The 19,357-nt window shown below is 42.6% G+C and carries 21 protein-coding genes, 2 pseudogenes and 1 other annotated feature; of the genes and pseudogenes, 3 read left to right on the plus strand and 20 right to left on the minus strand.

Annotation, left to right across the window (positions count from 1 at the left end):
* Positions 1–26 precede the first annotated feature (26 nt).
* The 13 genes and pseudogenes from crcB to eno all read right to left on the minus strand — a co-directional run bounded on the left by crcB (position 27) and on the right by eno (position 9,772).
* Positions 27–377 (minus strand): fluoride efflux transporter CrcB, encoded by a 351-nt coding sequence (crcB, locus tag FD44_RS01615; RefSeq protein WP_010620175.1) that lies wholly within the window; start codon positions 375–377, stop codon positions 27–29.
* A complete protein-coding gene (locus FD44_RS01620) occupies positions 374–751 on the minus strand; it encodes a fluoride efflux transporter FluC (protein WP_010620176.1) in 378 nt (125 codons plus the stop codon). The genes crcB and FD44_RS01620 overlap by 4 nt, the downstream gene beginning before the upstream one ends.
* A gap of 99 nt (positions 752–850) precedes the next feature.
* On the minus strand, positions 851–1,264 hold the full coding sequence (gene lpdD, locus FD44_RS01625) for a prenylated flavin chaperone LpdD (protein WP_010620177.1): 414 nt from the start codon (positions 1,262–1,264) through the stop codon (positions 851–853).
* A gap of 137 nt (positions 1,265–1,401) precedes the next feature.
* Entirely contained in the window at positions 1,402–1,953 is a 552-nt protein-coding gene (locus FD44_RS01630) for a ferritin-like domain-containing protein (protein WP_010620178.1), read from the minus strand.
* A 94-nt stretch (positions 1,954–2,047) separates the two neighbouring features.
* A complete protein-coding gene (locus FD44_RS01635; protein ID WP_050899328.1) occupies positions 2,048–2,308 on the minus strand; it encodes a hypothetical protein in 261 nt (86 codons plus the stop codon).
* A gap of 14 nt (positions 2,309–2,322) precedes the next feature.
* The gene (locus FD44_RS01640; protein ID WP_010620179.1) at positions 2,323–3,018 is read right to left on the minus strand and encodes a M57 family metalloprotease; all 696 of its coding nucleotides are present in this window, start codon (positions 3,016–3,018) and stop codon (positions 2,323–2,325) included.
* A 171-nt stretch (positions 3,019–3,189) separates the two neighbouring features.
* Positions 3,190–3,807, minus strand: coding sequence for a hydrolase (locus tag FD44_RS01645; RefSeq protein WP_010620180.1), 618 nt, complete (start codon positions 3,805–3,807; stop codon positions 3,190–3,192).
* A gap of 105 nt (positions 3,808–3,912) precedes the next feature.
* Positions 3,913–4,146 carry a cytochrome b5 domain-containing protein gene (locus FD44_RS01650; RefSeq protein ID WP_010620181.1) on the minus strand — a complete coding sequence of 78 codons (234 nt, stop codon included), beginning with the start codon at positions 4,144–4,146 and terminating at the stop codon, positions 3,913–3,915.
* Positions 4,147–4,227: 81 nt separating this feature from the next.
* Positions 4,228–4,719, minus strand: a complete 492-nt coding sequence (locus tag FD44_RS01655) for a prolyl-tRNA synthetase associated domain-containing protein (protein ID WP_010620182.1) — start codon at positions 4,717–4,719, stop codon at positions 4,228–4,230.
* A 14-nt stretch (positions 4,720–4,733) separates the two neighbouring features.
* Positions 4,734–5,105, minus strand: a complete 372-nt coding sequence (locus tag FD44_RS01660) for a DUF1304 domain-containing protein (RefSeq protein ID WP_010620183.1) — start codon at positions 5,103–5,105, stop codon at positions 4,734–4,736.
* A 111-nt stretch (positions 5,106–5,216) separates the two neighbouring features.
* Positions 5,217–6,485 (minus strand): annotated as a pseudogene (pepT, locus tag FD44_RS01665) (peptidase T).
* 12 nt (positions 6,486–6,497) lie between these two features.
* Positions 6,498–8,144, minus strand: coding sequence for a peptide ABC transporter substrate-binding protein (locus tag FD44_RS01670; RefSeq protein WP_010620184.1), 1,647 nt, complete (start codon positions 8,142–8,144; stop codon positions 6,498–6,500).
* A 39-nt stretch (positions 8,145–8,183) separates the two neighbouring features.
* Positions 8,184–8,416 (minus strand) — a binding site (T-box leader).
* A 72-nt stretch (positions 8,417–8,488) separates the two neighbouring features.
* Positions 8,489–9,772 (minus strand): phosphopyruvate hydratase, encoded by a 1,284-nt coding sequence (gene eno / locus FD44_RS01675; RefSeq protein ID WP_010620185.1) that lies wholly within the window; start codon positions 9,770–9,772, stop codon positions 8,489–8,491.
* 257 nt (positions 9,773–10,029) lie between these two features.
* Here eno and FD44_RS01680 point away from each other — a divergent pair, with 257 nt between their 5' ends.
* On the plus strand, positions 10,030–10,617 hold the full coding sequence (locus FD44_RS01680) for a GNAT family N-acetyltransferase (protein ID WP_010620186.1): 588 nt from the start codon (positions 10,030–10,032) through the stop codon (positions 10,615–10,617).
* A gap of 68 nt (positions 10,618–10,685) precedes the next feature.
* Positions 10,686–10,886, plus strand: a complete 201-nt coding sequence (locus tag FD44_RS01685) for a hypothetical protein (RefSeq protein ID WP_010620187.1) — start codon at positions 10,686–10,688, stop codon at positions 10,884–10,886.
* A gap of 156 nt (positions 10,887–11,042) precedes the next feature.
* On the opposite strand, the pseudogene FD44_RS01690 reads toward FD44_RS01685, so the two are convergent.
* The 4 genes and pseudogenes from FD44_RS01690 to aldA all read right to left on the minus strand — a co-directional run.
* A pseudogene (locus tag FD44_RS01690) lies at positions 11,043–12,457 on the minus strand (NAD(P)(+) transhydrogenase (Re/Si-specific) subunit beta); the annotation flags it as partial.
* Positions 12,457–12,777: an NAD(P) transhydrogenase subunit alpha part 2 gene (locus FD44_RS01695; RefSeq protein WP_010620189.1), complete on the minus strand. Its 321-nt coding sequence runs from the start codon at positions 12,775–12,777 to the stop codon at positions 12,457–12,459. The gene FD44_RS01695 and the pseudogene FD44_RS01690, both read right to left, overlap by 1 nt.
* A 1-nt stretch (position 12,778) precedes the next feature.
* Positions 12,779–13,963, minus strand: coding sequence for an NAD(P) transhydrogenase subunit alpha (locus FD44_RS01700; RefSeq protein ID WP_010620190.1), 1,185 nt, complete (start codon positions 13,961–13,963; stop codon positions 12,779–12,781).
* Between the two features lie 169 nt (positions 13,964–14,132).
* A complete protein-coding gene (aldA, locus tag FD44_RS01705) occupies positions 14,133–15,608 on the minus strand; it encodes an aldehyde dehydrogenase (RefSeq protein ID WP_010620191.1) in 1,476 nt (491 codons plus the stop codon).
* A 271-nt stretch (positions 15,609–15,879) separates the two neighbouring features.
* Here aldA and FD44_RS01710 point away from each other — a divergent pair, with 271 nt between their 5' ends.
* On the plus strand, positions 15,880–16,200 hold the full coding sequence (locus tag FD44_RS01710) for a DMT family transporter (protein WP_010620192.1): 321 nt from the start codon (positions 15,880–15,882) through the stop codon (positions 16,198–16,200).
* Between the two features lie 33 nt (positions 16,201–16,233).
* Here FD44_RS01710 and FD44_RS01715 read toward each other — a convergent pair whose 3' ends face one another.
* The 3 genes from FD44_RS01715 to FD44_RS01725 form a co-directional block, all read right to left on the minus strand.
* Positions 16,234–16,776: a GNAT family N-acetyltransferase gene (locus FD44_RS01715; RefSeq protein ID WP_081484025.1), complete on the minus strand. Its 543-nt coding sequence runs from the start codon at positions 16,774–16,776 to the stop codon at positions 16,234–16,236.
* Between the two features lie 232 nt (positions 16,777–17,008).
* A complete protein-coding gene (locus tag FD44_RS01720) occupies positions 17,009–18,922 on the minus strand; it encodes a copper-translocating P-type ATPase (RefSeq protein ID WP_010620194.1) in 1,914 nt (637 codons plus the stop codon).
* A complete protein-coding gene (locus FD44_RS01725) occupies positions 18,919–19,293 on the minus strand; it encodes a cupredoxin domain-containing protein (protein WP_010620195.1) in 375 nt (124 codons plus the stop codon). The genes FD44_RS01720 and FD44_RS01725 overlap by 4 nt, the downstream gene beginning before the upstream one ends.
* Positions 19,294–19,357 lie beyond the last annotated feature (64 nt).

A 19,357-nucleotide genomic window follows, 5' to 3' on the forward strand; every position in this document is an offset into this window, starting at 1 on the left:
TTAGGACTTTTGTCCCAGCCACTCTTTTATCCCAGCATCATCCCTAAACCAACTGCCATCAGCCCCAGAACCACCGAGCCAACCACGTAGAGAACTGCCATTTTTACCCAACGTTCCTTGATTAAGCCAATCGTTTCAAACGCCATTGTTGAAAATGTCGACATGCCGCCACAAAAACCAATTCCTAATAATCCGTAAAAGGTTCCGTCTCCATGGCTCATCGTCATGAAGATTCCCAACGAAAAACACGCAATAACGTTAATAATCAGCGTTCCTAGTGGAAAATAGGTCCGCCACATAAGCTTGAAAAATCGCGTTAACTCATAGCGAACGACCGCACCAACGCCAGCGCCAAGTGCAACAAACGGAATCATCATTCTGACACCTTCTTTAGTTTGTGACCAGCCTGGACTCCTAGGTATGACCCAGCTAATCCAAAGACTAAACTGCCAAGCGTATACAGTCCCGCAATCAGCCAGTCATGCCCCATTAATAAGTTTAAAATTTCGAGTGTGAACGATGAAAACGTCGTGAAAGCACCGATTAAGCCCGTTCCTAATCCAAGAGATAACCGTGCTGGCACTCGCTCTGAAACTACCAAAGTTGTGTTCAGAAGGGCTAAAAGGAAACAGCCCACCAAATTTATGCTAAAAGTTGCAATTGGTAGTGGACTATTGGGAATTAATTGGTCGATACCGTAGCGCATTGTACCGCCAATCATTGCAAAAATAATGATGAATAGTTCGTCCATGTTGCCACCACCCTCTTTTGGTAAATACAAATAATATCATATCAAACTTTTCAAAAAGTGCCAAAAAAATTGAGTACACCGGTAATGGGTACTCAATTTTTATTTTGGGGCTTCATTTTTGTCGTAGTACTTTGGCGTATTTTGACCAAATGACTGAGTTTTCAGCCAGTCATTCAGTTGATTGCCTAATTGATCTGCCATTGAACCCGCCGCTGCAATTTGCGCTTTGGTAATACCGTCAACGTGGATGCCAGCAGTGATGGTACAACTCCCAGGTAAATTTGCTTGAATCGCCTTCGCAATCCGATTTGAAACGAAATCATCCTTATGGAATCGTCCGTCATGACTTGGAAATCTGACCGTTTGCGGTTCATCATTCCTTGTGAGCGTGGTGACGTCTCCAATATGCGGATGATCTCCACCAGTGATGACAATGAGCAAATCCTGGCCAATGACCGTTACTTTTGCGGAAATTTCATAGTTCTCCTGGTTAACGCTTATTTCAAAACTCAAGTGGCTCACTCCTTTTGATCAACTATAAAGGTCATAATACCGTGCTGACAGGCTTATTTCAACCATCTTTCTCCAAATAAAAAAGCAGGGGCCCACTCCTGAACACTATCAGGATCCCTGCTTTACTCAAATTCTATTTAGTCTTCATCATCGTCATCGTCTTCTTCAACGAGACCTTCCCAAGCAGTCTTGCCTAGAAGTGCTTGCAATTGACGAATTGCTTGATTGTTATGACCACGGAGCGCTGTCAAAAATGCAGCCATTGCTGGTCGAGATTCTTTTTCAGCTAATTTGATGGCACGATCGACAAATAGGTTTTGCGTGTTGTAGTCGTGTGCCGCAATATCAACTAACTCTTCAGCAGTGAGATACTTATTGCGTCCGTTTTCCTCAAGCATCGAATACTTGGTGTACTCCGCAACCGTTGAAGGCGCAATTTCATTTTCGTCGAGTAAAACGAGGCCAAGTTCATCATAATCTTGACGAGTTTGCTCGATTAATGACTTAAATAAGTCACTAATTTGAAACGCTTGCAACCCCTTCACGTACCACTGAGCCTGGTGCAATTTCACGTTATTAACCACTAAGTTTGATAAAATGTGACCCGTCATGGCACCAGCCGTTGGTTTATGGTGATCAACGTCTGCTTGCTTTAATTCTGCTTCATATTTTGCATCTACATCTGTCATATTAATTTCCTCCTGAATGTCGCTTACTTAACTTACAAATTCAGTTTAACGCGCATCCAGAAAGTTTAATTTGATCTAGGTCAATTTTGCTAAATTAATTATCAAATCCGTTCATCACGAACATGGCAAAGCCACCCACAACGACCGCTAATATTAAGGCGCCACCAACCGCAAGGCTAAAGAAGAACCCCAGCCCACCGCACAGCAACAAAATAATAAAGAGGATTGGGTGGCGGAAGCAAAACTTAATGAATCCAATGATAATCTTGAAAAACAAAAGAACAAACACGATAATTCCGGCAATGATGCCAATTTGGCCTGCATTGCTAGCTGCAACTGAAAATAATGTACTCATTTAATAGGTTCCTTTCACTTTTGATAAATCGATTTCAGACCTTTTAAATCGGCATCGGACAGCGTGGTGATTCCCTGATCGATTGGATACATCAAATAACTCTGCTGGTCGCTATGTCCCAGCCCAAGTGCATGTCCCAGTTCGTGCATCGCAACCGATAATTTAACCGATTGCGAATACTTAATATTTAATCCAGAACGGGCATGGTTGGCAGTATAAGCGCCGAAACCATATTGCTGAATAATTTGCGGACCTCCATGGCCCAACTCAACTGCTCCCTGTTGCTTATCGGACATATTCTTTTTATAGACGAAAAAATTAATCTGATTTTGCTTGGCGGTTCCTTCACCAGCTATTAATTTAACCAAACCGGTTTGATTATACTTTTCAACCGCCTGCTCAAATACGTTTCGAACTGATGTGGGCACGTTCTTAGAAAAATGGTAGTAATAGGTTTTCGATAGCCCACTTGATGGGACATTCGATTCCAAAGGCGTTTCTTTTTTAGAGGAGGTTGTCACCGTTTTTGATTCACTACGACTCTCCTCTTTTGGAGAGTAAGCTTGCTTTATTTGGGGAATCGTTAATTCAATTGATTTTTTTACTTCGGTTATTGTGGCTGCGGCTGAATCGCGTAAGTCTTCGTTTTCATACACAACTCCAGCACCAATTAATAAGAACAGCCAAAAGAATAGGGAAAGACGTTTCAAACTGACTCCTCTTTTCAAATTACTTAGTGGTTTAGCGTTAGATAACTATAATCCGTTTCAGAGAAAACGGCTACATTTTTGGCCTACCTTAACGCTTTATTAGTGAAAATATAAGAAAAAATCAAATAAGCCGATAGACCACGATGGTCTACCAGCTTTTTTTAATTCACTCTAGAAGTTTTGGAACATGCCACCTTCGGCCATCAATTGCACATAATCGCCTGCAGTTTCACTCCGATTCCAATCTCGCTGCAATTCACATGCCAATTGTGCAATGCTCGTTAGCTGCGCGCCAGCTTGTTCGATTCGCCGAAGCGCAATTTCATGGGCAACGGTTGAGGTTCCACCAACCGCATCCACAACTGGAAAGACTTCATAGCCTTCCTTTAACGCATCCAAAGTTGGAAATGCTAAACAAGCTTCAGTCCATAATCCAGCAATAATAAGTTTTTTCCGGCCAGTTGCCTTAACCGCCTGTTTAAATTCAACATCTTCCCATGCGTTGATGGTTGTTCGATCATAGCTCACGTTGTCGGGCAGCAGTGACCTCAACCGTGGAATCGTATCTTGATTTCGGTGGGTGCCAACATTCACGGTGGAAAGTACCGTTGGGACCTTGTACAAATTCATTAGCTTAACGGTTTCTTCAATATGATCTAGCAACTCCCCGCGGGGAACTGAACTAACCGAATCAATTTGAACGGGTTGATAATCAATTAATAAGAATACTGAGTTTTCAGGGGTTAACAGGTTGTCATTCTGGGGATCTCGTCTTGCTTCACTCGTCATGCGAATCGCTCCCTTTTTAGTTGTTAACGTAAAAGTAACCGCTTTCAAATTAAATTTCAAGCAATATGACTCCATAAAAAAACGGGCCCTTGCCCGTTTTAAAGCTTAAACTAATTTGCCAACCACTGTTAACTTCGATAAAACACTCTTACCGTGTGGGGCCTTCGTAATTTCTTCAGACAAATCCTTACCAGCGGTCAACCCATGGTGTTTGCCATTTTCCCAGGCACCAATTTCCGTTAGATCATAAACTAATCCGTCAATTGCTACGTAAGCCTTATGACCATCTTTCCCATCAAATTGGCTTAACTCTTCTTTAGTGAATTCTTTTTCTGCCATTAAAAATACCTCGCTTTCGTGTTCTTGAATTAAGTATAGCGCTTACATTTTCTTAGTCAATTTTTACCTATTGTGGCACGGCTAGTCTAACGCTAAAACTTTATAGTCAAAGTTCATTGCGTGAATGAACTTAAAAACATCGCTTGTCGCAACAAAAATGGTATGCGTATTCACGTTTGGATGAAAACTCATTCGGTCTTCTTCGATGATATCCCGATCAAAGAATACTTGAACATCCCGCTCTTGATTGTTAATCAGGCCAAATATTGACACCATCCCTGGGGCTAATCCCAATTTTTCCTGCAAACTTTCTGGCGATGCCATCTTGACTCGTTTGGCACCGGTCAACTCTTCAAACTCGTGAAAGTTTAGTCGCTTGGCGTCATCCATAATCAACAGGTAAAAGGCCGTTTTCTTCTTATTAGTCATGAACATTGACTTGGTCCGGACGCCCTCAATCCCAACAATGTATTGATCCGCCTCATCAGTTGTGAAGACGGCAGGATGATCCACCATTTGGTAAGAAATGTCGAGATTCTTCAATGTTTGCTTAACTTGTTCAAATTGCGTCATCAAAGGTGCCTCCTCTATTTAAACGTTAAGATAATCAGTGCCAAATTGATGACTGCTGGTAAAAATTGGATGAACAGAATTTTCTTGGTTGCGGTCATTGCGCCGTATAGCGCTACCACTGCAATAAAGACCATCAGCAAGCTTAAAAAGGTCAGCATTGTGCCAATGGGAAAAATAAATAGGGTGGCAATAATTAAAATTCCCAGCATCCCATTATAAATTCCTTGATTACCTAGGGCGACCTTAGTGTTGGGTAGCTTCACGTAATCGATTGGCATATCAAATGCGTTGGCCTTTACCGAATCACTCGCAAACATTTCTATTCCCATGATACCGATGTGTTCAATTCCAATTAGGGCGGATAAAATTATAATTATTAAGTTCATCAAATCACTCCTCACCCCTTAAGAATGCCCCAAATCACTAAAAAAATCTAGCAAGCCGACTATTTTTCAAAAAAAGGAGACTGGCAAATTGCCAATCTCCTTACCCCTTAATTAAAGAGGCTGATTATCATGTTTTCCAAATTGACGCACGTGTTCCTGCGCAATCGCCACAATCGTCTTAGCGGTCAAAGCCATGGCTTCCGTTGTCACATACTCATACGGTCCATGAAAGTTGTCACCACCATTGAACAGGTTGGGCGTTGGAATCCCCTTTGCTGTTATCGCATTTCCATCGGTTCCACCACGAAACGGCTGAATATCAGGCGTTAAGCCAATCCTCCTGTAAGCATCCAATGCTAAATTCACGATGTAGGGATTTTTGCGAATTTCATCCCCAATATTTTGATACTGTTCCGTAATTTCCAACATGACTCGTTGCTCATCAAACCGACTATTAAGTCGATCGACAATCTTTTGAAGTACGCCTTCGTTTTTATGAAACCTTGGGGTATCAAAATCACGAATAATTAGTTAGATGCTGGCGTGAGCCACCGTTCCATCAAAATGATTAACCAGAATAAAGCCGTCATGATCTTTACTTTTTTCTGGTACTTCATCTTTTGGAAGTGCGCTGATAATCTCGTTACCAAGCGTCACCGCGTTGACCATCAAACCATACGCATCGCCGGGATGCACCGCAGTCCCCGCTATTTCAATTTTAGCTTCCGACGCATTAAACGTTTCGTATTCAAATTGCCCCGGCTGCCCGTTATCTAACGTATAGGCAAAGTCCGTTCCAAAATGGGCTGCATCGAACCGTTTGGCACCTCGACCGATTTCTTCATCTGGTCCAAATGCAATGCGAATGGGACCGTGTTTCACTGATGGATTCTTAAGTAAGAATTCTAAGGCCCCGAATAAAGCCGCAACTCCTGCTTTATCGTCTGCGCCAAGGAGCGTCGTCCCATCTGTCGTAATGAGTCGTTGGCCCTTCACCTTTTTTAAATTGGGAAACTCGCTCACTTTCAACACAATGTTTTGTGCTTCATTTAGCACGACATCTTGACCATCATAGTTCGGATGGACTTGCGGTTGAATATTATCTGCCGGAAAATCGGCCGTATCCAAATGGGCGATGAACCCCAACGCGGAGATTCCTTTGCTGGCATTTCCTGGCAGCGTCGCAGTGACGTAGCCATTCGTTTCATCAAATTTTACTTCTGAAACACCGAGTTTCTTCAAATCGGTTTCAACTTGTTTAGCGAGGACTACCTGTCCGGGCGTCGTTGGTACCGTTTGGCTACCTGCGTCAGAGCGAGTATTCACTTTTGCGTAATCAATGAACAGCTTTTCAATATAATGCTGATTAATCTCACTCATGCATTTCACCACTTATTTCGTAATATAGGTTGTCTTCCAGTCATAAGGCACTCCTGCAGGGTTGTAGATAATTCCCTTCACGTTTGAACGAACGAGCTGGGACTTTGCTGCTTGGTAAAGTGGAACGGTGCCTTGGTCATTTAAGAGCACTTTTTCGGCCTCTACCAATTTAGCCCAACGTTCTGAAGCATTGTTGGCATCCTGGTTTTCTGATTCATCCAGTAACTTATCAAATTTGCTGTTGCTGTAACCGGACGTATTGTAGCTAGATCCCTTTTCGTAAACGTCCAAGAAGTTAATTGGATCCGCAAAAACTGATTGCCAACCTTTGACGGTAATGTCGTACTGCTTTGAACTTTGTTTTTGAATCAAAGTGACATATGGAATCGTTGAAATTGACACCTTAACGTTCGGCAACTTTTGAAGTTCCGTTTGTAGGAATTCAGCGGTTTGTTTACTACTGTCGGTATCGGAAACAAGTAAGGTCACGTCAATATTCTTGAGACCTGTTTGCTTGTAACCCTTCTTGAGGAGCTTCTTAGCTTGGGCCAAGTCGTAACTAACGGATGACTTAACTTCGGATTCTTTATCAAATGCCTCGCCCGTCTTCGGGTTATTTCCCATTCCTGCTGGAACAAATCCCTTTGAAGGTTCTGACCCATCTTGGAGGACATTTTTGGTCAATTGCTTACGATTGATAGCTAATGAGAAGGCCTTTCGAACGTTCACATTTTTGAAGGCTTTGACCTTGTTTTGGTTAAGTTCCAAACGTTGAGTCCCAGTTGGGAGGCGTTTAACGAAATCAGAACTAGCCTGGTTATTCTTAACTTGTTGGCCACTTAATAACGTTTCGTCAACTTGTTTTGATTTAAATAAATTGTAGCTGGTCGTCGTGCTGACCGTAACCAATTCATTAATCTTCGTCAAATGAACCGACTTTTTGTCCCAGTATGACTTGTTTTTAACCAACGACCACTTGTCGCTTTGGCCGTTCCACTTTGTGAGCTTGAAAGGACCGCTATAGACAGAGTACTTGGCCTGAGTGCCATACTTTTTGCCGTACTTTTGAACCGCATTTTGATTGACGGGGTAGAAAAGTGGCCATGCGAGTAATTTTTTGAAATAGGTAACGGGTTTCGTCAAATTAACGGTGAGCTTGTACTTGCCATCCGCCTTAATGCCTAAACTACTTAATGGTTTCTTACCAGAATTAATGGCTTCCGCATTTTTCACTTGGTAAAAGTAGAAGGCGTCCTGAGAAGCGGTTTTAGGATTAACCGTGCGTTGCCAAGAATAAACGAAATCTTGAGCGGTTACGGGATCCCCATTTGACCACTTGGCATTCTTCCGAAGTGTGAAGGTGTATGTCTTACCACCATTTGTAACTTTCGTGTCCGTTGCAAGCGCGCTGTTATCCTTAGCAGCCCCCTTACTGTTTAACCGATAGAGACCTTCTTGGGTTTCCATCAACGTGTTAAAACTTAACGTGTCTGTTGCCTTTGAAAGATCGGCAGTTGCCAATGTTGAGGCTTCCGTCCAGTTGAGTTCCTGCGTCTTTGCTAACTGTTTATCACTGCTTGATTTTGCTTGACTGCCACAACCCGCTAATACTAATGCAATTAACGCAGCTGCTCCAAATAATGTTGCTTTCCGACTCATAAAAACTTCCCCCTCAAATTAAAAAAGTCGCCCTCATTGCTGAAGGACGACTTTCGCGTTACCACCTTAATTTATGACGTACTCACATACGCCACCTCAAAACTTCTGTTGCCAAAAGTTAGAGGCTTTAACGTGCCTAATTCCGAATAGTCAGCTTGCACTGCCTATTAACTCAGAGCTCATCTTCACCCAGTTTTTAGATCCGCATTCTCACCAATCTGCGGTCTCTTCAATCTTGATTACTGGACTACTCTTCTCATCATTGTTGATTGTTCCTCATATATTTCTAATATGATTTTAATATTATCATTTTTTATTAAAGTGTCAAGGCGGGATTTTAATTTCTAGTCAAAATTGACGTCATTTGGGAATCTTGCAATTCTTGCACCCTTCCCCAGATCCTCTTCAATTCTAAGCAACTGATTATACTTTTCCACACGTTCAGAACGAGCTGGAGCCCCCGACTTTAATTGGGCTGAATTTGTTGCAACCGTAAAGTCAGCAACAAAGGTATCACCCGTTTCACCCGATCGATGGGAAATCATCGTTGTGTAACCATTTTTACGAGAGAGCCGAACTGCTTCAAGCGTTTCAGTAACCGTTCCAATTTGATTTAATTTGATTAAAATTGAGTTCGCCAGTCCCTCTTTGATTGCCTTCGTAATTAATTCAGGATTCGTGCAAACGGGATCATCCGCCACGATTTGAACTTTGTCGCCCATTTCCTTGGTGAAGGTCTCAAAGTTTTCCCAGTCGTCCTCACTAAAGGGATCTTCAATAGAAATGATTTCTGGAAATTCCTTTAGTAACTCTTTGTAGTACTGACCCATTTCTACGGCGGTTTTATGCGTGCCTTCAAAATCATACTGCTTGGTCTTCGTGTTATAGAAGTAGGAAGCAGCTGCGTCAAACGCAATCGCAATTTCCTTGCCTGGCGTATAGCCAGCCTTTTGAATCGCTTCGTGCAACATTTTAAGTGCCTCAGTCGAAGAATCCAAATCTGGTGCGAACCCGCCTTCATCGCCTAAACCTGATTGGTAGCCAGCGTCTTCAATCACCTTTTTTAAGGTGTGATAGGTATTCGCAATTTTTTCAAATCCATCACGAAAACTGGTTCGCTCAACGGGGGTAATCATGAACTCTTGCATGTCGATGCCGTTGTCTGCATGTTCGCCACCATTAATGACGTTATGGAAGGTTTGTGGCAATTCCAAGTCTGTTCCACCTAAATACCGGTAAAGGGGAATTCCTTCATAATTGGCGGCAGCACGGGCCGTTGCCATCGAAACGCCTAAAATGGCATTTGCACCTAAACGGGCTTTATTTTTGGTGCCATCTAGGTCAATCATTATTTGGTCAACGTTAGCTTGATTAAGTGGAGATACGCCCTTTAGCGCTTTATTAATTTCGGTATTGACGTTATTGACAGCCTTGCTAACCCCTTTGCCCATAAGGCGGTTTCCGCCATCACGCAATTCAACTGCTTCCAACTCACCAGTTGAAGCGCCAGAAGGTACTTCTGCCCTGCCTAACGTGCCATCCGACAAAATAACGTCGGCTTCAACGGTTGGGTTTCCTCTTGAATCAAAAATTTCTCTAGCTTTGACTTGTTCAATTACAATACTCATCAAAAATTCCTCCTCAATTATGTCTAAAAAAAAGACGTCTGCTAGGAGAAAAACTCCTAACAGACGTCGTCAATTATCTTAGATAATATTACGTGAACGTCATCACGTATTCGATTACAACTGAATTATAGGTCAACGTTAAACTGAATGCAAGATGCGTTACTCTAATTTAGTTAGGCCCCATCTTCTATTTATATACACTCTTTTGGAAACCTGTTATTCTAATATCACCAAATACCTCGTTTAAGGAGTTCGTTATGAAAATTATTAAACTTAACGAAGCTAATTCCAGAGCCCAATTTGAAGTCAGTCAAATTTTTGTTGATGGTTTTTACGACTGGCTAAAATTTTTTTCAAAAGATCGGGAGAAACTTTCTCGCGCTTTTGCGCACATTTTTAATGCTGATGTCTTTTATATTGCTGTTGAAGATGGTGCTGTTATGGGCTTTGCAGCTTGTACTAATTCTCAGCATCCGTCAATCATGCTCAATAAAAAGGAATTTCGGAAACACTTTGGGTTAATAATGGGCACAATTGCTTATCGAATTTTGCACAGGGAACTTGAGACCAAGCCCTATCCGTTCACCCTCGAACCAAATATGGGAGCGATTGAATTTGTGGCAACTTCAGCTAATCATCGGGACAAAGGTGTCGCAACCGCCTTAATTAACTATCTCCATGAAAATACGCCATTTAGCTCGTACGTTCTTGAAGTAGCAGATTCAAACTTGAAGGCCATTAATCTTTATAAAAAGTTGGGCTATCAAGTTTTCATGAAAGTTTCAGAAAAACACGCTAAGCAAAGTGGCTTCGAAAACTATCTGTATATGAAATATAGTCAATAAGCACCAAACTCGTTTTCGCCAACTTAACCCTGTAAACTTAAGGTAGACAAAGCTAAGGAGGCAATTTCATGACAAATGCAGCTAGTGATCATCCAGAATTTCCTGCCCATCCGCGGGATCCTAACCGGACGAAACCGCCTATGCCAAAGGAACAACCCCCTATCAAGCCGGAAGTAATGCCCAAACCAGGGCCAATCGAACATCCGCTTCCAACTCCTGGAAAGGCGCATCCGCCAATTCCTGAGGAGCATCCGGAAAAGGAATCGTAAACAAAAACAAGGGTGCGACAAAAGGCGGTTTGCTTATGAGCATAGCCTAGATTAACGAATAATCCTGCACTTGGGATTGTTTGTTGATCGTAGCTAGGCGGAGAAAGCAGCCTTTTGGAACCCGACTAAGCAAAAGTATTCGGAAATAACAGAGCNTATTGATCCAAATATTCCTTCGTTGACGCAATAATTTCTTGCAATCCTTTTTTAGCATCCGAGAAGAACATTCCCGTCTTATCATTTGAGAATAACGGATTTTGAATTCCTGCGTAACCCGTGCTCATCGAACGTTTGATGACCACGATTGATTTCGATTTATCGACGTCCAAAATTGGCATCCCCGAAATCGCCGTGTTTGGTTCACGTGCTTCCGGATTAGTGACGTCATTTGCACCAATAACCAACGATACATCGGTGCTTTCAAACATCGCGTTCGCATCCTCAAGCTGTTTCATTTGATCGTAAGGAACGTTCACTTCTGCCAAAAGAACATTCATATGCCCAGGCATTCGGCCGGCCACTGGATGAATGGCGTAATTAACGTTGATGTCGTGATCACTCAATAACTTGGCCAATTCGGCAACTTCGTGTTGCGCCTGTGCAGCTGCTAACCCGTATCCAGGAATAATCATGACGTTCTTGGCATAGGCGAGCTGAACCCCGATATCATCAGCGGTCGTTTCCTTTACGTTAACTGGCACATCAGATTTCGTTGCAGCGCCACTATCACCGGTACCAAATCCACCGGCGATAATGTTTGCAACAGAACGGTTCATTGCTGCAGCCATTTGTAAGGTCAAAATGGTTCCGGCCGCACCAACTAAGGCACCCGCGATAATCAAAACTTGGTTATCGATGACGAAACCAGCCATTGCAACTGCCAAACCAGTAAAGGCGTTCAATAGCGATACAACCACTGGCATATCAGCGCCACCGATTGGAATGGTCATTAAAATTCCAAAGACTAAACTTGCGATAATTGCAATTAGGAGCGTTGAGACGCTGGTCGCAAAGCCAACCGTCATCGCAATCGCACCAATAATGACTAGAACGACTAGTCCATTTAGGAGCTTAGCGCCAGGAAAACTAATCGGTTTACCGGAAATCTTACCAGCTAATTTTCCGGTCGCAATTAACGACCCCGAGAAGGTTACACTCCCGATAATCAAATCCAGAATCACTGGAATTGAAAAGGCGAGCGATAACATTTTTCCGTTAGGTTGACTGAGGTAATCAAAAGCCCCGATTGCGGCGGCTGCACCACCACCAACTGCGTTAAATAAACTAACCAGTTGAGGCATATCGGTCATTTTAACGGTTCGCGCCTTAGCGGCACCGTAGCCAACTCCGATAACAAGTGCAACGACCAACAATATCCAGCCGATTAACGATGCTTCACTTTTTTCAATCGCCACTACAAAGGTCATAATGACGGCTAAAAACATTCCGACTGCTGAAAGACGATTCCCATTACGCGCCGACTTTGGCGTTCGCATCATGTGCAACCCAATGACGTAGCAAATCGCACTCACTAAGTAGAATAAAGAAACAATTGTCATTGTCACTGACATCATTTGTCATCCCCTCCCTTCTCAGAATTCTTGGGAGTCTTAGGCTTGGAGAACATCGTCAGCATTCGATCGGTGACAACGTAGCCACCTGCAACGTTAATTGCCCCCAAAAGAACTGCAATAAACGCAATTACGTAGAATAAAGGTGTTTGGGCCTCTAACGCAATTAAAATACTACCAACCACAACAACGCCATGAATCGCATTTGCACCGGACATCATCGGGGTGTGTAAGGTTGCTGGAATCTTACTAATTACTTCGAACCCAACGAGCAAGCTCAAAACGAAGATGGCTAAATTTGTAAATAACTGTTGACTCATCTTAACGGCCTCCTTCAGTTGGCTCTGACGCTGGCTCAGGTAATTCAGGTAACTTTAAGGCCTTCCGAAGGCGAGCGTTGATAATCTCACCACCGGTTGTGGCAACCAGTCCCTTAAAGACGTCGTCAGTTGGATCAATTTTAATTTCATCCTCAACCACTAAGGCGTTAATGACTGCCTGAACATTTTTTGAAAATAATTGTGAGGCGGAATTTGGTAGTTGGCTGGCTAAGTTGCCCGCACCCACGACCATCACTTGGTTATCAGTTGTAATCGTCTCATCTGGTTTACTGGATGCCACGTTACCACCCAGATTGCTAGCTGCTAAATCAATGAATACGGTTCCTGGTTTTGCGCTATCAACACTAGATTGAGGAACTAACAGCGGTGGTTTGTGTCCTGGCACCTGAGCAGTCGTGATAATGACATCATTTTGTGCAATAAAACCAACTAATTCAGCTTGTTGTGCCTGTTGCTCTTCAGCCGTTAGTTCACGCGCATAGCCGCCCGAACCGGACCCATTTGCGACAGAGCTGGTCAAAAAAGTAGCTCCGAGGGATTCAACCTCCCCCTTTGACGCCGCTCGAACATCGTATCCGGAAACGACGGCGCCCAATCGCTTGGCAGTTCCAATGGCCTGAAGTCCCGCAACACCAGTTCCTAAGACAAGTACCTTAGCTGGCTTAACGGTACCAGCGGCCGTAATCATCATTGGAAAATACTTCGGGTATAAATCACTCGCAACTAAAGCCGCTTTGTAGCCGGCAACACTAGATTGTGAGCTCAAAACGTCCATTGATTGCGCCCGGCTAATGGTTCTTGGTAGCAGTTCAAAGGATAATGCGCTTACATTTTTCTCCGCCAACGCAGTCATTTTGGCTGGTTCAATCAGTGAATTCAATAACCCTAAAATAACCTGGCCAGCTTTTAATTTGGCCAAAGTTTCATCCCCAGGATTATTAATCACCGCAATAACATTGCCGTCATCAAGCGCGGTCTGGCGATTTACCACCTTTGCACCTGCTTGTTCATAACTCGCATCACTATAGTAAGCTGATGCGCCTGCACCCTTCTCAACTAAAACGGTCATGTTGTTTTTGACTAACTTTTTCGTAACCTCCGGATCAATTGCGACCCGATTTTCCTGTGGCTGTGTTTCTTTTAATACTGAAACCACAATACTCATTCAAATGACCTCCCCTGTTTCATACTCTTCTTCAGAATTTGTCGCTAAACATAAAAGGAAGTTGTCACAAAACCAATGTTTTGTTCAACCTCCTTTATTATACCAAATTTACGGAATCACCTTTGCTAAATAGCGTAATCCCTTTTAACTTGTTTAATTGAACTGGTACTTAGCTTTGCGCCTTTTCGGGGTGTCCCTGAAGGTAAATGACGTGGGTGTTCAAGAATTCTTCAATTCCATGACGACCATCGTCACCACCAATCCCTGATTCTTTCCAACCAGAGTGTGACCCATTCATGGCTTCAAAGTTGAATCGGTTGATATAGGTTTCACCGTCTTCAAGTTCATTCGCAGCACGAGAAGCTGTATCCAAATTTTCAGTGAAAATTGAAGAAGTTAAGCCAAAGTCACTGTCATTTGCCATTTCAATTGCGTCATCCAAGGTCTTGAAGGTAACAATTGGTAGAACAGGTCCAAAGATTTCATCTTGAACAATTTCCGAATTCTGTTTAACATTCACAATAACAGTTGGTGCATAATAGAATCCTTTTTCAATCTCAATCTTATGACCGCCAGTTGTCACTTTGCCACCGGCTTCAACGGCTCGTTTGACCATTCCGTCAACCTTGTCTAACGCTGCTTGATTGATTAATGGACCCATTCCAGAATTTTTATCTGAAATTGGATTTGCCACCTTAATTGCCGCCATCTTTTTCGTCAATTTGTCGATAAATTCGGTTGCAACATCTTCTTGAACATAAACTCGCTCACAGTTGTTGCATAACTGACCATTATTATCAACTCGTGAATCAATGATGGATTGAACTGCCAAATCAATGTCCGCATCGCTGCAAACAATGGCTGGGGCTTTTCCACCCAACTCCAAGGATACCTTTGCCATATGTGTAGCAGCGGCTGCCATGACTCGTTTTCCTGACCCAACGGATCCAGTCAAACTAATAATGCCAATCTTCTTGTTGTGTGATAATTCATCACCAACGACTGAACCAGGACCAGAAACGAAATTCACAACACCCTTAGGAATGCCAATTTTGTCAACAATCTTAGCAAACTCCAAAGCTAAGTTTGGTGTGTCTGAACTAGGCTTCAACACAATTGTATTACCCGTTACCAAAGCTGGACCCATTTTACGGGCAATCAAGAAGAATGGGAAGTTCCAAGGTAAAATACCTGCCGCAACCCCGATTGGCTGTTTGGTAATCATGATGTTTTCATGCGCATTGTCTGATTGTAAAATTTCACCTTCATAAGTTCTTGCAGCGGAACCCATGTAATCAAAGTAATCAGCTGAGAACATGATTTCAGTTGTCGCCAAGGATTTAATTTTTCCCTGTTCCTCTTGTAGTAACGCAACTAAATGATCCTTCTGGTTTCGAATCTCGGTTGCCAGATCATGTAAATATTGTCCTCTAGTTGCTGCGGGAACCATTTTCCAGGTCTTTTGAGCTTCGTATGCATCATCAATTGCTTCCTGTGTTTCTTCACGAGTCGCACTTGGGACCGTTGAAATTTGCTCCCCAGTTGAAGGATTGATCACTGTTAATAGTTTGCCTGAAGTTGAATCCTTAAATTCTCCGTTGATGTACATTTTATAATGCTTTAACTTTGTCAATGTCTCTGACATCGTAACTGCTTCCTTCCAAATTTGGAAAATAACGCACTTCATTTCGACAACGACTAATTGATGCCTATCATCCTCAACTGATAAGTCGATTTGTAGTAAACACTTTTACATTTGTGAAATTAATCACATTTGCTTATCGCCTTCGTTATAGTCCCTTTTTGGTGAGAATGAAAGTCTTTTGTCGTAAAAAAGTAAAAATAATTATTTGATAGTGGTTTCCATGTAAAACTGATATGCTTTAGTGAAACATGGATATTTGGAGGAATAAACGATGGTATGGTTAGAATTGTTCGTTGCCGGCATTTTTGAAACCGTTTGGGCAACACTGATGAAGTACAGTCATGGATTTACAAAGTTGGGATTCTCAATTGCGACAATCGTCACCATGGCAATTAGTATCCTGCTTTTAGCACGAGCCACCAAGTCCCTACCGCTTAGCATTGCCTACCCTGTCTGGACTGGAATTGGCGCAGTTGGTAGCATCCTTGTCGGTGTCGTTTTGTTCAAAGACGCTCTTTCTCCCCTTACTTGGGGATTTGTTGCATTACTGATTATTGGAATTGTTGGTATTAAAATGACAACTGGAAGTTAAAAAGAACGGCCAAAATTGGCCGTTCTTTTTAGTCTACCCCGTTGCATCCTGCTCAATGATTGGGTCAAACAGTCCCCAACTAAAGACGGACATTACCTTTTTAAAGTTTTGAGTGGGTAGCTTTCCTTTATTCGCCATGGTTGCGTATTCGCCGCCAGGTTCCTTGAGTCGGTGCGGTGTTAAGTAAAACCCGTTGCGTTCATAGAATCGCACCCGTTTTTGTCGCTGATCATAATTAGCGGCCTTTTCGTCTAATGGTTCAACGTTTAAAACAATCTGCTTTTCGGGATAAGTTTCGAGTAACCAATTGATAATTTTGGTTCCATAACCCTTCCCACGAATGGCATCGTTAATCGCCAAGTAACTCACATAAATTGTCTGGTCAGCAAGACAATAATAAATGAACCCACACAGTGTTTCATCATCATAAAATACCCTGAAAATTAACTGTTTTCGTAAGGTCATCAATGTTAGAATCTCCAGCGGATAAGTTTCGTTCGGTGGAAACGCACTCTTATAGAGCTTCTTAATTTCTGGAAAGTTCCTGGAAAATAGGCGTACGTTTTTTACTAGCATATAGTGTCCTTTCTATCTGTCTGTATTTAACGCTAGCGTAACATGGTGGCTTTTTTAAGACAAGAAAAAGACTGCAGCCGGTTCACTGCAGTCACAATCCACTTATTTACATAATCCCCGCTAAAATGATGCCAGCAATCATTGCCACGATGACGTAGCCGACCGCCACAACACTCGTGACTAATGCCGATTTTTTTGAATTTTGATTTTCCATTGAAATCTCCTCTATTCGTTATGCCGTTGCGAGTTTTGTCTTGTTCAAGAGTAAAGAACTAGCGACAACTGACAGTGAGCTAAGTGCCATTCCCAATCCGGCTAACTCTGGACTGAGTACTAAACCAAGGCCAAAAAAGACGCCTGCTGCAACCGGAATACCGAGTGAATTATAGATAAACGCCCAGAATAAGTTTAATTTAATTCGATTAAAGGTCTTTTTACTCAATTCCAAGGCCCGGACGACATCCATCAAGTCATTTTTAACCAAAACGATTCCGCCCGATTCAATCGCAATATCCGTTCCAGAACCCATAGCAATCCCAACATTAGCAGTTGTCAATGCTGGAGCATCGTTGATTCCATCGCCAACAAATGCGACCGGTGCCTGCTCCTGTAGTTTCTTAATATGGTCTGCCTTATCACCTGGCAAGACGTCGGCAATAACTTCATCGATTTTAACTTGATCCGCAATTGCTTGGGCAACCCGCTGGTTATCTCCTGTTAGCATTACCGTCCGCATCCCAGCCTTTTTCAAGGCTGCGATTGCAACGGCGGAACTTGGCTTGGGGACATCCTGAATAGCAATTAATCCGATAATGTCACCATTCAAACCGACAACTACCACCGTTTTCGCTTCATTTTGAAGTTGGGTCATTTGCGCCTGTAACTCAGCTGACAATTTACTATCTTCTAATAGTTTGGCATTTCCAACGAATGCTGATTGTCCGTCAACTTGCGCACGAACACCCTTACCTTCAATTGCTTGGAAGTTTTGGAGGTTGGTGTCTTCAATATTCTTTTCGTTTGCCTTATCTAAAATTGCGGTCGCAAGTGGATGTTCTGAAGCAGACTCAAGCGCTGCTGCAATTTTGAGGACTTGGTTCTCATCACCGATAATGTCAGTCACTTTTGGCTTACCAACCGTAATCGTTCCTGTCTTATCAAAAACAACCGTTTTAACGGTGTTAACAGCCTCAAGAACTTCACCATTTTTGATTAAAATTCCCATCTTTGCACTGCGACCAGTTCCAACCATTAACGCAGTTGGTGTTGCGATTCCAAGTGCACAAGGACAGGCGATAATAATCACTGAAACAGTGAACAGCATTGTGCTGACCGCACTTGCCCCCACGATTGAATACCAGACAACAAAGGTCAGAATGGCAATTATTAGAACGACGGGAACAAATATGTCCGCAACTTTATCGACTACTTTTTGAATTGGTGCGTGGCTAGATTGGGCCTTCTTAACCATTTCAACAATCTGAGCTAATAACGTATCGTCACCAACTTTGCTTGCTTTAAACATGAAGGTTCCATTACTGTTCATGGTTGATCCAATAACCGCATCACCAACCTTCTTTTCAGTTGGCATACTTTCACCCGTGACCATGGATTCATCAATTGTTGAATTTCCCTCAGTAATGACGCCATCAACTGCAATCTTTTGGCCTGGCTTAACGCGCAATATATCCCCCACAACAACTTCTGATAGTGGAATCGTCACCATTTTGCCATCACGTAAAACTTCAGCATTTTTAGCCTGCAAATTAAGAAGTTTATCAACTGCACCCGATGCGCTATGTTTCATATTTTCTTCAAATACCTGTCCCAATAGGATTAGCGTAATCACCACGGCTGCATCTTCAAAAAAGACGCCTTGGTTATTTAACATCGCGTAAACACTATAGAGATAAGCCGTCAGAGTACCAATCGCAACCAGTGTATCCATATTGGCATGATGATGTTTAAATGATGCCCAAGCAGTTTGAATAAAGCCTCGACCAGATACCAACATAATCGCCGTGGTCAGCAGGAACTGACTCCAAACGCCTCCTGGAATCTCGTAGCCAAACGGCATCATCATCATGTTAATTAGGATTGGAATTGAAACGATTAATGAGAAAATGAATCGATTCCGAATACTCATGACTTCACGACCACCTTTCCGTGGAACATGTTCATGCCGCAAGCAAAGTCATATTCACCCGCTTTACTTGTATCAATTTCAATTGAATGGTTTTCATTTTGTGGTAAGTACTCATTGATCCCGAATTTTTCAAAGACCACTTGTTCCAAACAACTTGAGGGATCTATCCGGTTAAAATTAATTTTTGCTGGAATGCCCTGCTTTAGGACGACGGTTGCCGGTGAATAGCCACCACTCACAACGACATCCACACTTTGACCATCGGACTCAACATCAGCAGTCACTGCCTTTGTAACGTGCTTACCAAAGAACCACCAAACAATAAACCCAATTAAAAGTACTGCAATAACGGCAACTAATATTTTATCCATGATGAAAGATCTCCTTTTATGTATAATATAGAATTATTATGATTACATTTGTAATCCACAAATT

Origin of the sequence: Secundilactobacillus malefermentans DSM 5705 = KCTC 3548 (assembly GCF_001436395.1) — a bacterium.
Taxonomy (GTDB): domain Bacteria; phylum Bacillota; class Bacilli; order Lactobacillales; family Lactobacillaceae; genus Secundilactobacillus; species Secundilactobacillus malefermentans.

Excerpts from the sequence above, each read along its gene's own strand:
- FD44_RS01655 (WP_010620182.1), bottom strand. The coding sequence starts at position 4,719 with ATGACGCAATTTGAACAAGTTAAGCAAACATTGAAGAATCTCGACATT.
- FD44_RS01650 (WP_010620181.1), bottom strand. The coding sequence starts at position 4,146 with ATGGCAGAAAAAGAATTCACTAAAGAAGAGTTAAGCCAATTTGATGGG.
- FD44_RS01670 (WP_010620184.1), bottom strand. The coding sequence starts at position 8,144 with ATGAGTCGGAAAGCAACATTATTTGGAGCAGCTGCGTTAATTGCATTA.
- FD44_RS01720 (WP_010620194.1), bottom strand. The coding sequence starts at position 18,922 with ATGAGTATTCGGAATCGATTCATTTTCTCATTAATCGTTTCAATTCCA.
- FD44_RS01695 (WP_010620189.1), bottom strand. The coding sequence starts at position 12,777 with ATGAGTCAACAGTTATTTACAAATTTAGCCATCTTCGTTTTGAGCTTG.
- FD44_RS01685 (WP_010620187.1), top strand. The coding sequence starts at position 10,686 with ATGACAAATGCAGCTAGTGATCATCCAGAATTTCCTGCCCATCCGCGG.
- FD44_RS01635 (WP_050899328.1), bottom strand. The coding sequence starts at position 2,308 with ATGAGTACATTATTTTCAGTTGCAGCTAGCAATGCAGGCCAAATTGGC.
- FD44_RS01725 (WP_010620195.1), bottom strand. The coding sequence starts at position 19,293 with ATGGATAAAATATTAGTTGCCGTTATTGCAGTACTTTTAATTGGGTTT.
- FD44_RS01630 (WP_010620178.1), bottom strand. The coding sequence starts at position 1,953 with ATGACAGATGTAGATGCAAAATATGAAGCAGAATTAAAGCAAGCAGAC.
- FD44_RS01645 (WP_010620180.1), bottom strand. The coding sequence starts at position 3,807 with ATGACGAGTGAAGCAAGACGAGATCCCCAGAATGACAACCTGTTAACC.
- FD44_RS01710 (WP_010620192.1), top strand. The coding sequence starts at position 15,880 with ATGGTATGGTTAGAATTGTTCGTTGCCGGCATTTTTGAAACCGTTTGG.
- FD44_RS01620 (WP_010620176.1), bottom strand. The coding sequence starts at position 751 with ATGGACGAACTATTCATCATTATTTTTGCAATGATTGGCGGTACAATG.
- FD44_RS01680 (WP_010620186.1), top strand. The coding sequence starts at position 10,030 with ATGAAAATTATTAAACTTAACGAAGCTAATTCCAGAGCCCAATTTGAA.
- aldA (WP_010620191.1), bottom strand. The coding sequence starts at position 15,608 with ATGTCAGAGACATTGACAAAGTTAAAGCATTATAAAATGTACATCAAC.
- FD44_RS01715 (WP_081484025.1), bottom strand. The coding sequence starts at position 16,776 with ATGCTAGTAAAAAACGTACGCCTATTTTCCAGGAACTTTCCAGAAATT.
- eno (WP_010620185.1), bottom strand. The coding sequence starts at position 9,772 with ATGAGTATTGTAATTGAACAAGTCAAAGCTAGAGAAATTTTTGATTCA.
- crcB (WP_010620175.1), bottom strand. The coding sequence starts at position 377 with ATGATGATTCCGTTTGTTGCACTTGGCGCTGGCGTTGGTGCGGTCGTT.
- FD44_RS01700 (WP_010620190.1), bottom strand. The coding sequence starts at position 13,963 with ATGAGTATTGTGGTTTCAGTATTAAAAGAAACACAGCCACAGGAAAAT.
- FD44_RS01660 (WP_010620183.1), bottom strand. The coding sequence starts at position 5,105 with ATGAACTTAATAATTATAATTTTATCCGCCCTAATTGGAATTGAACAC.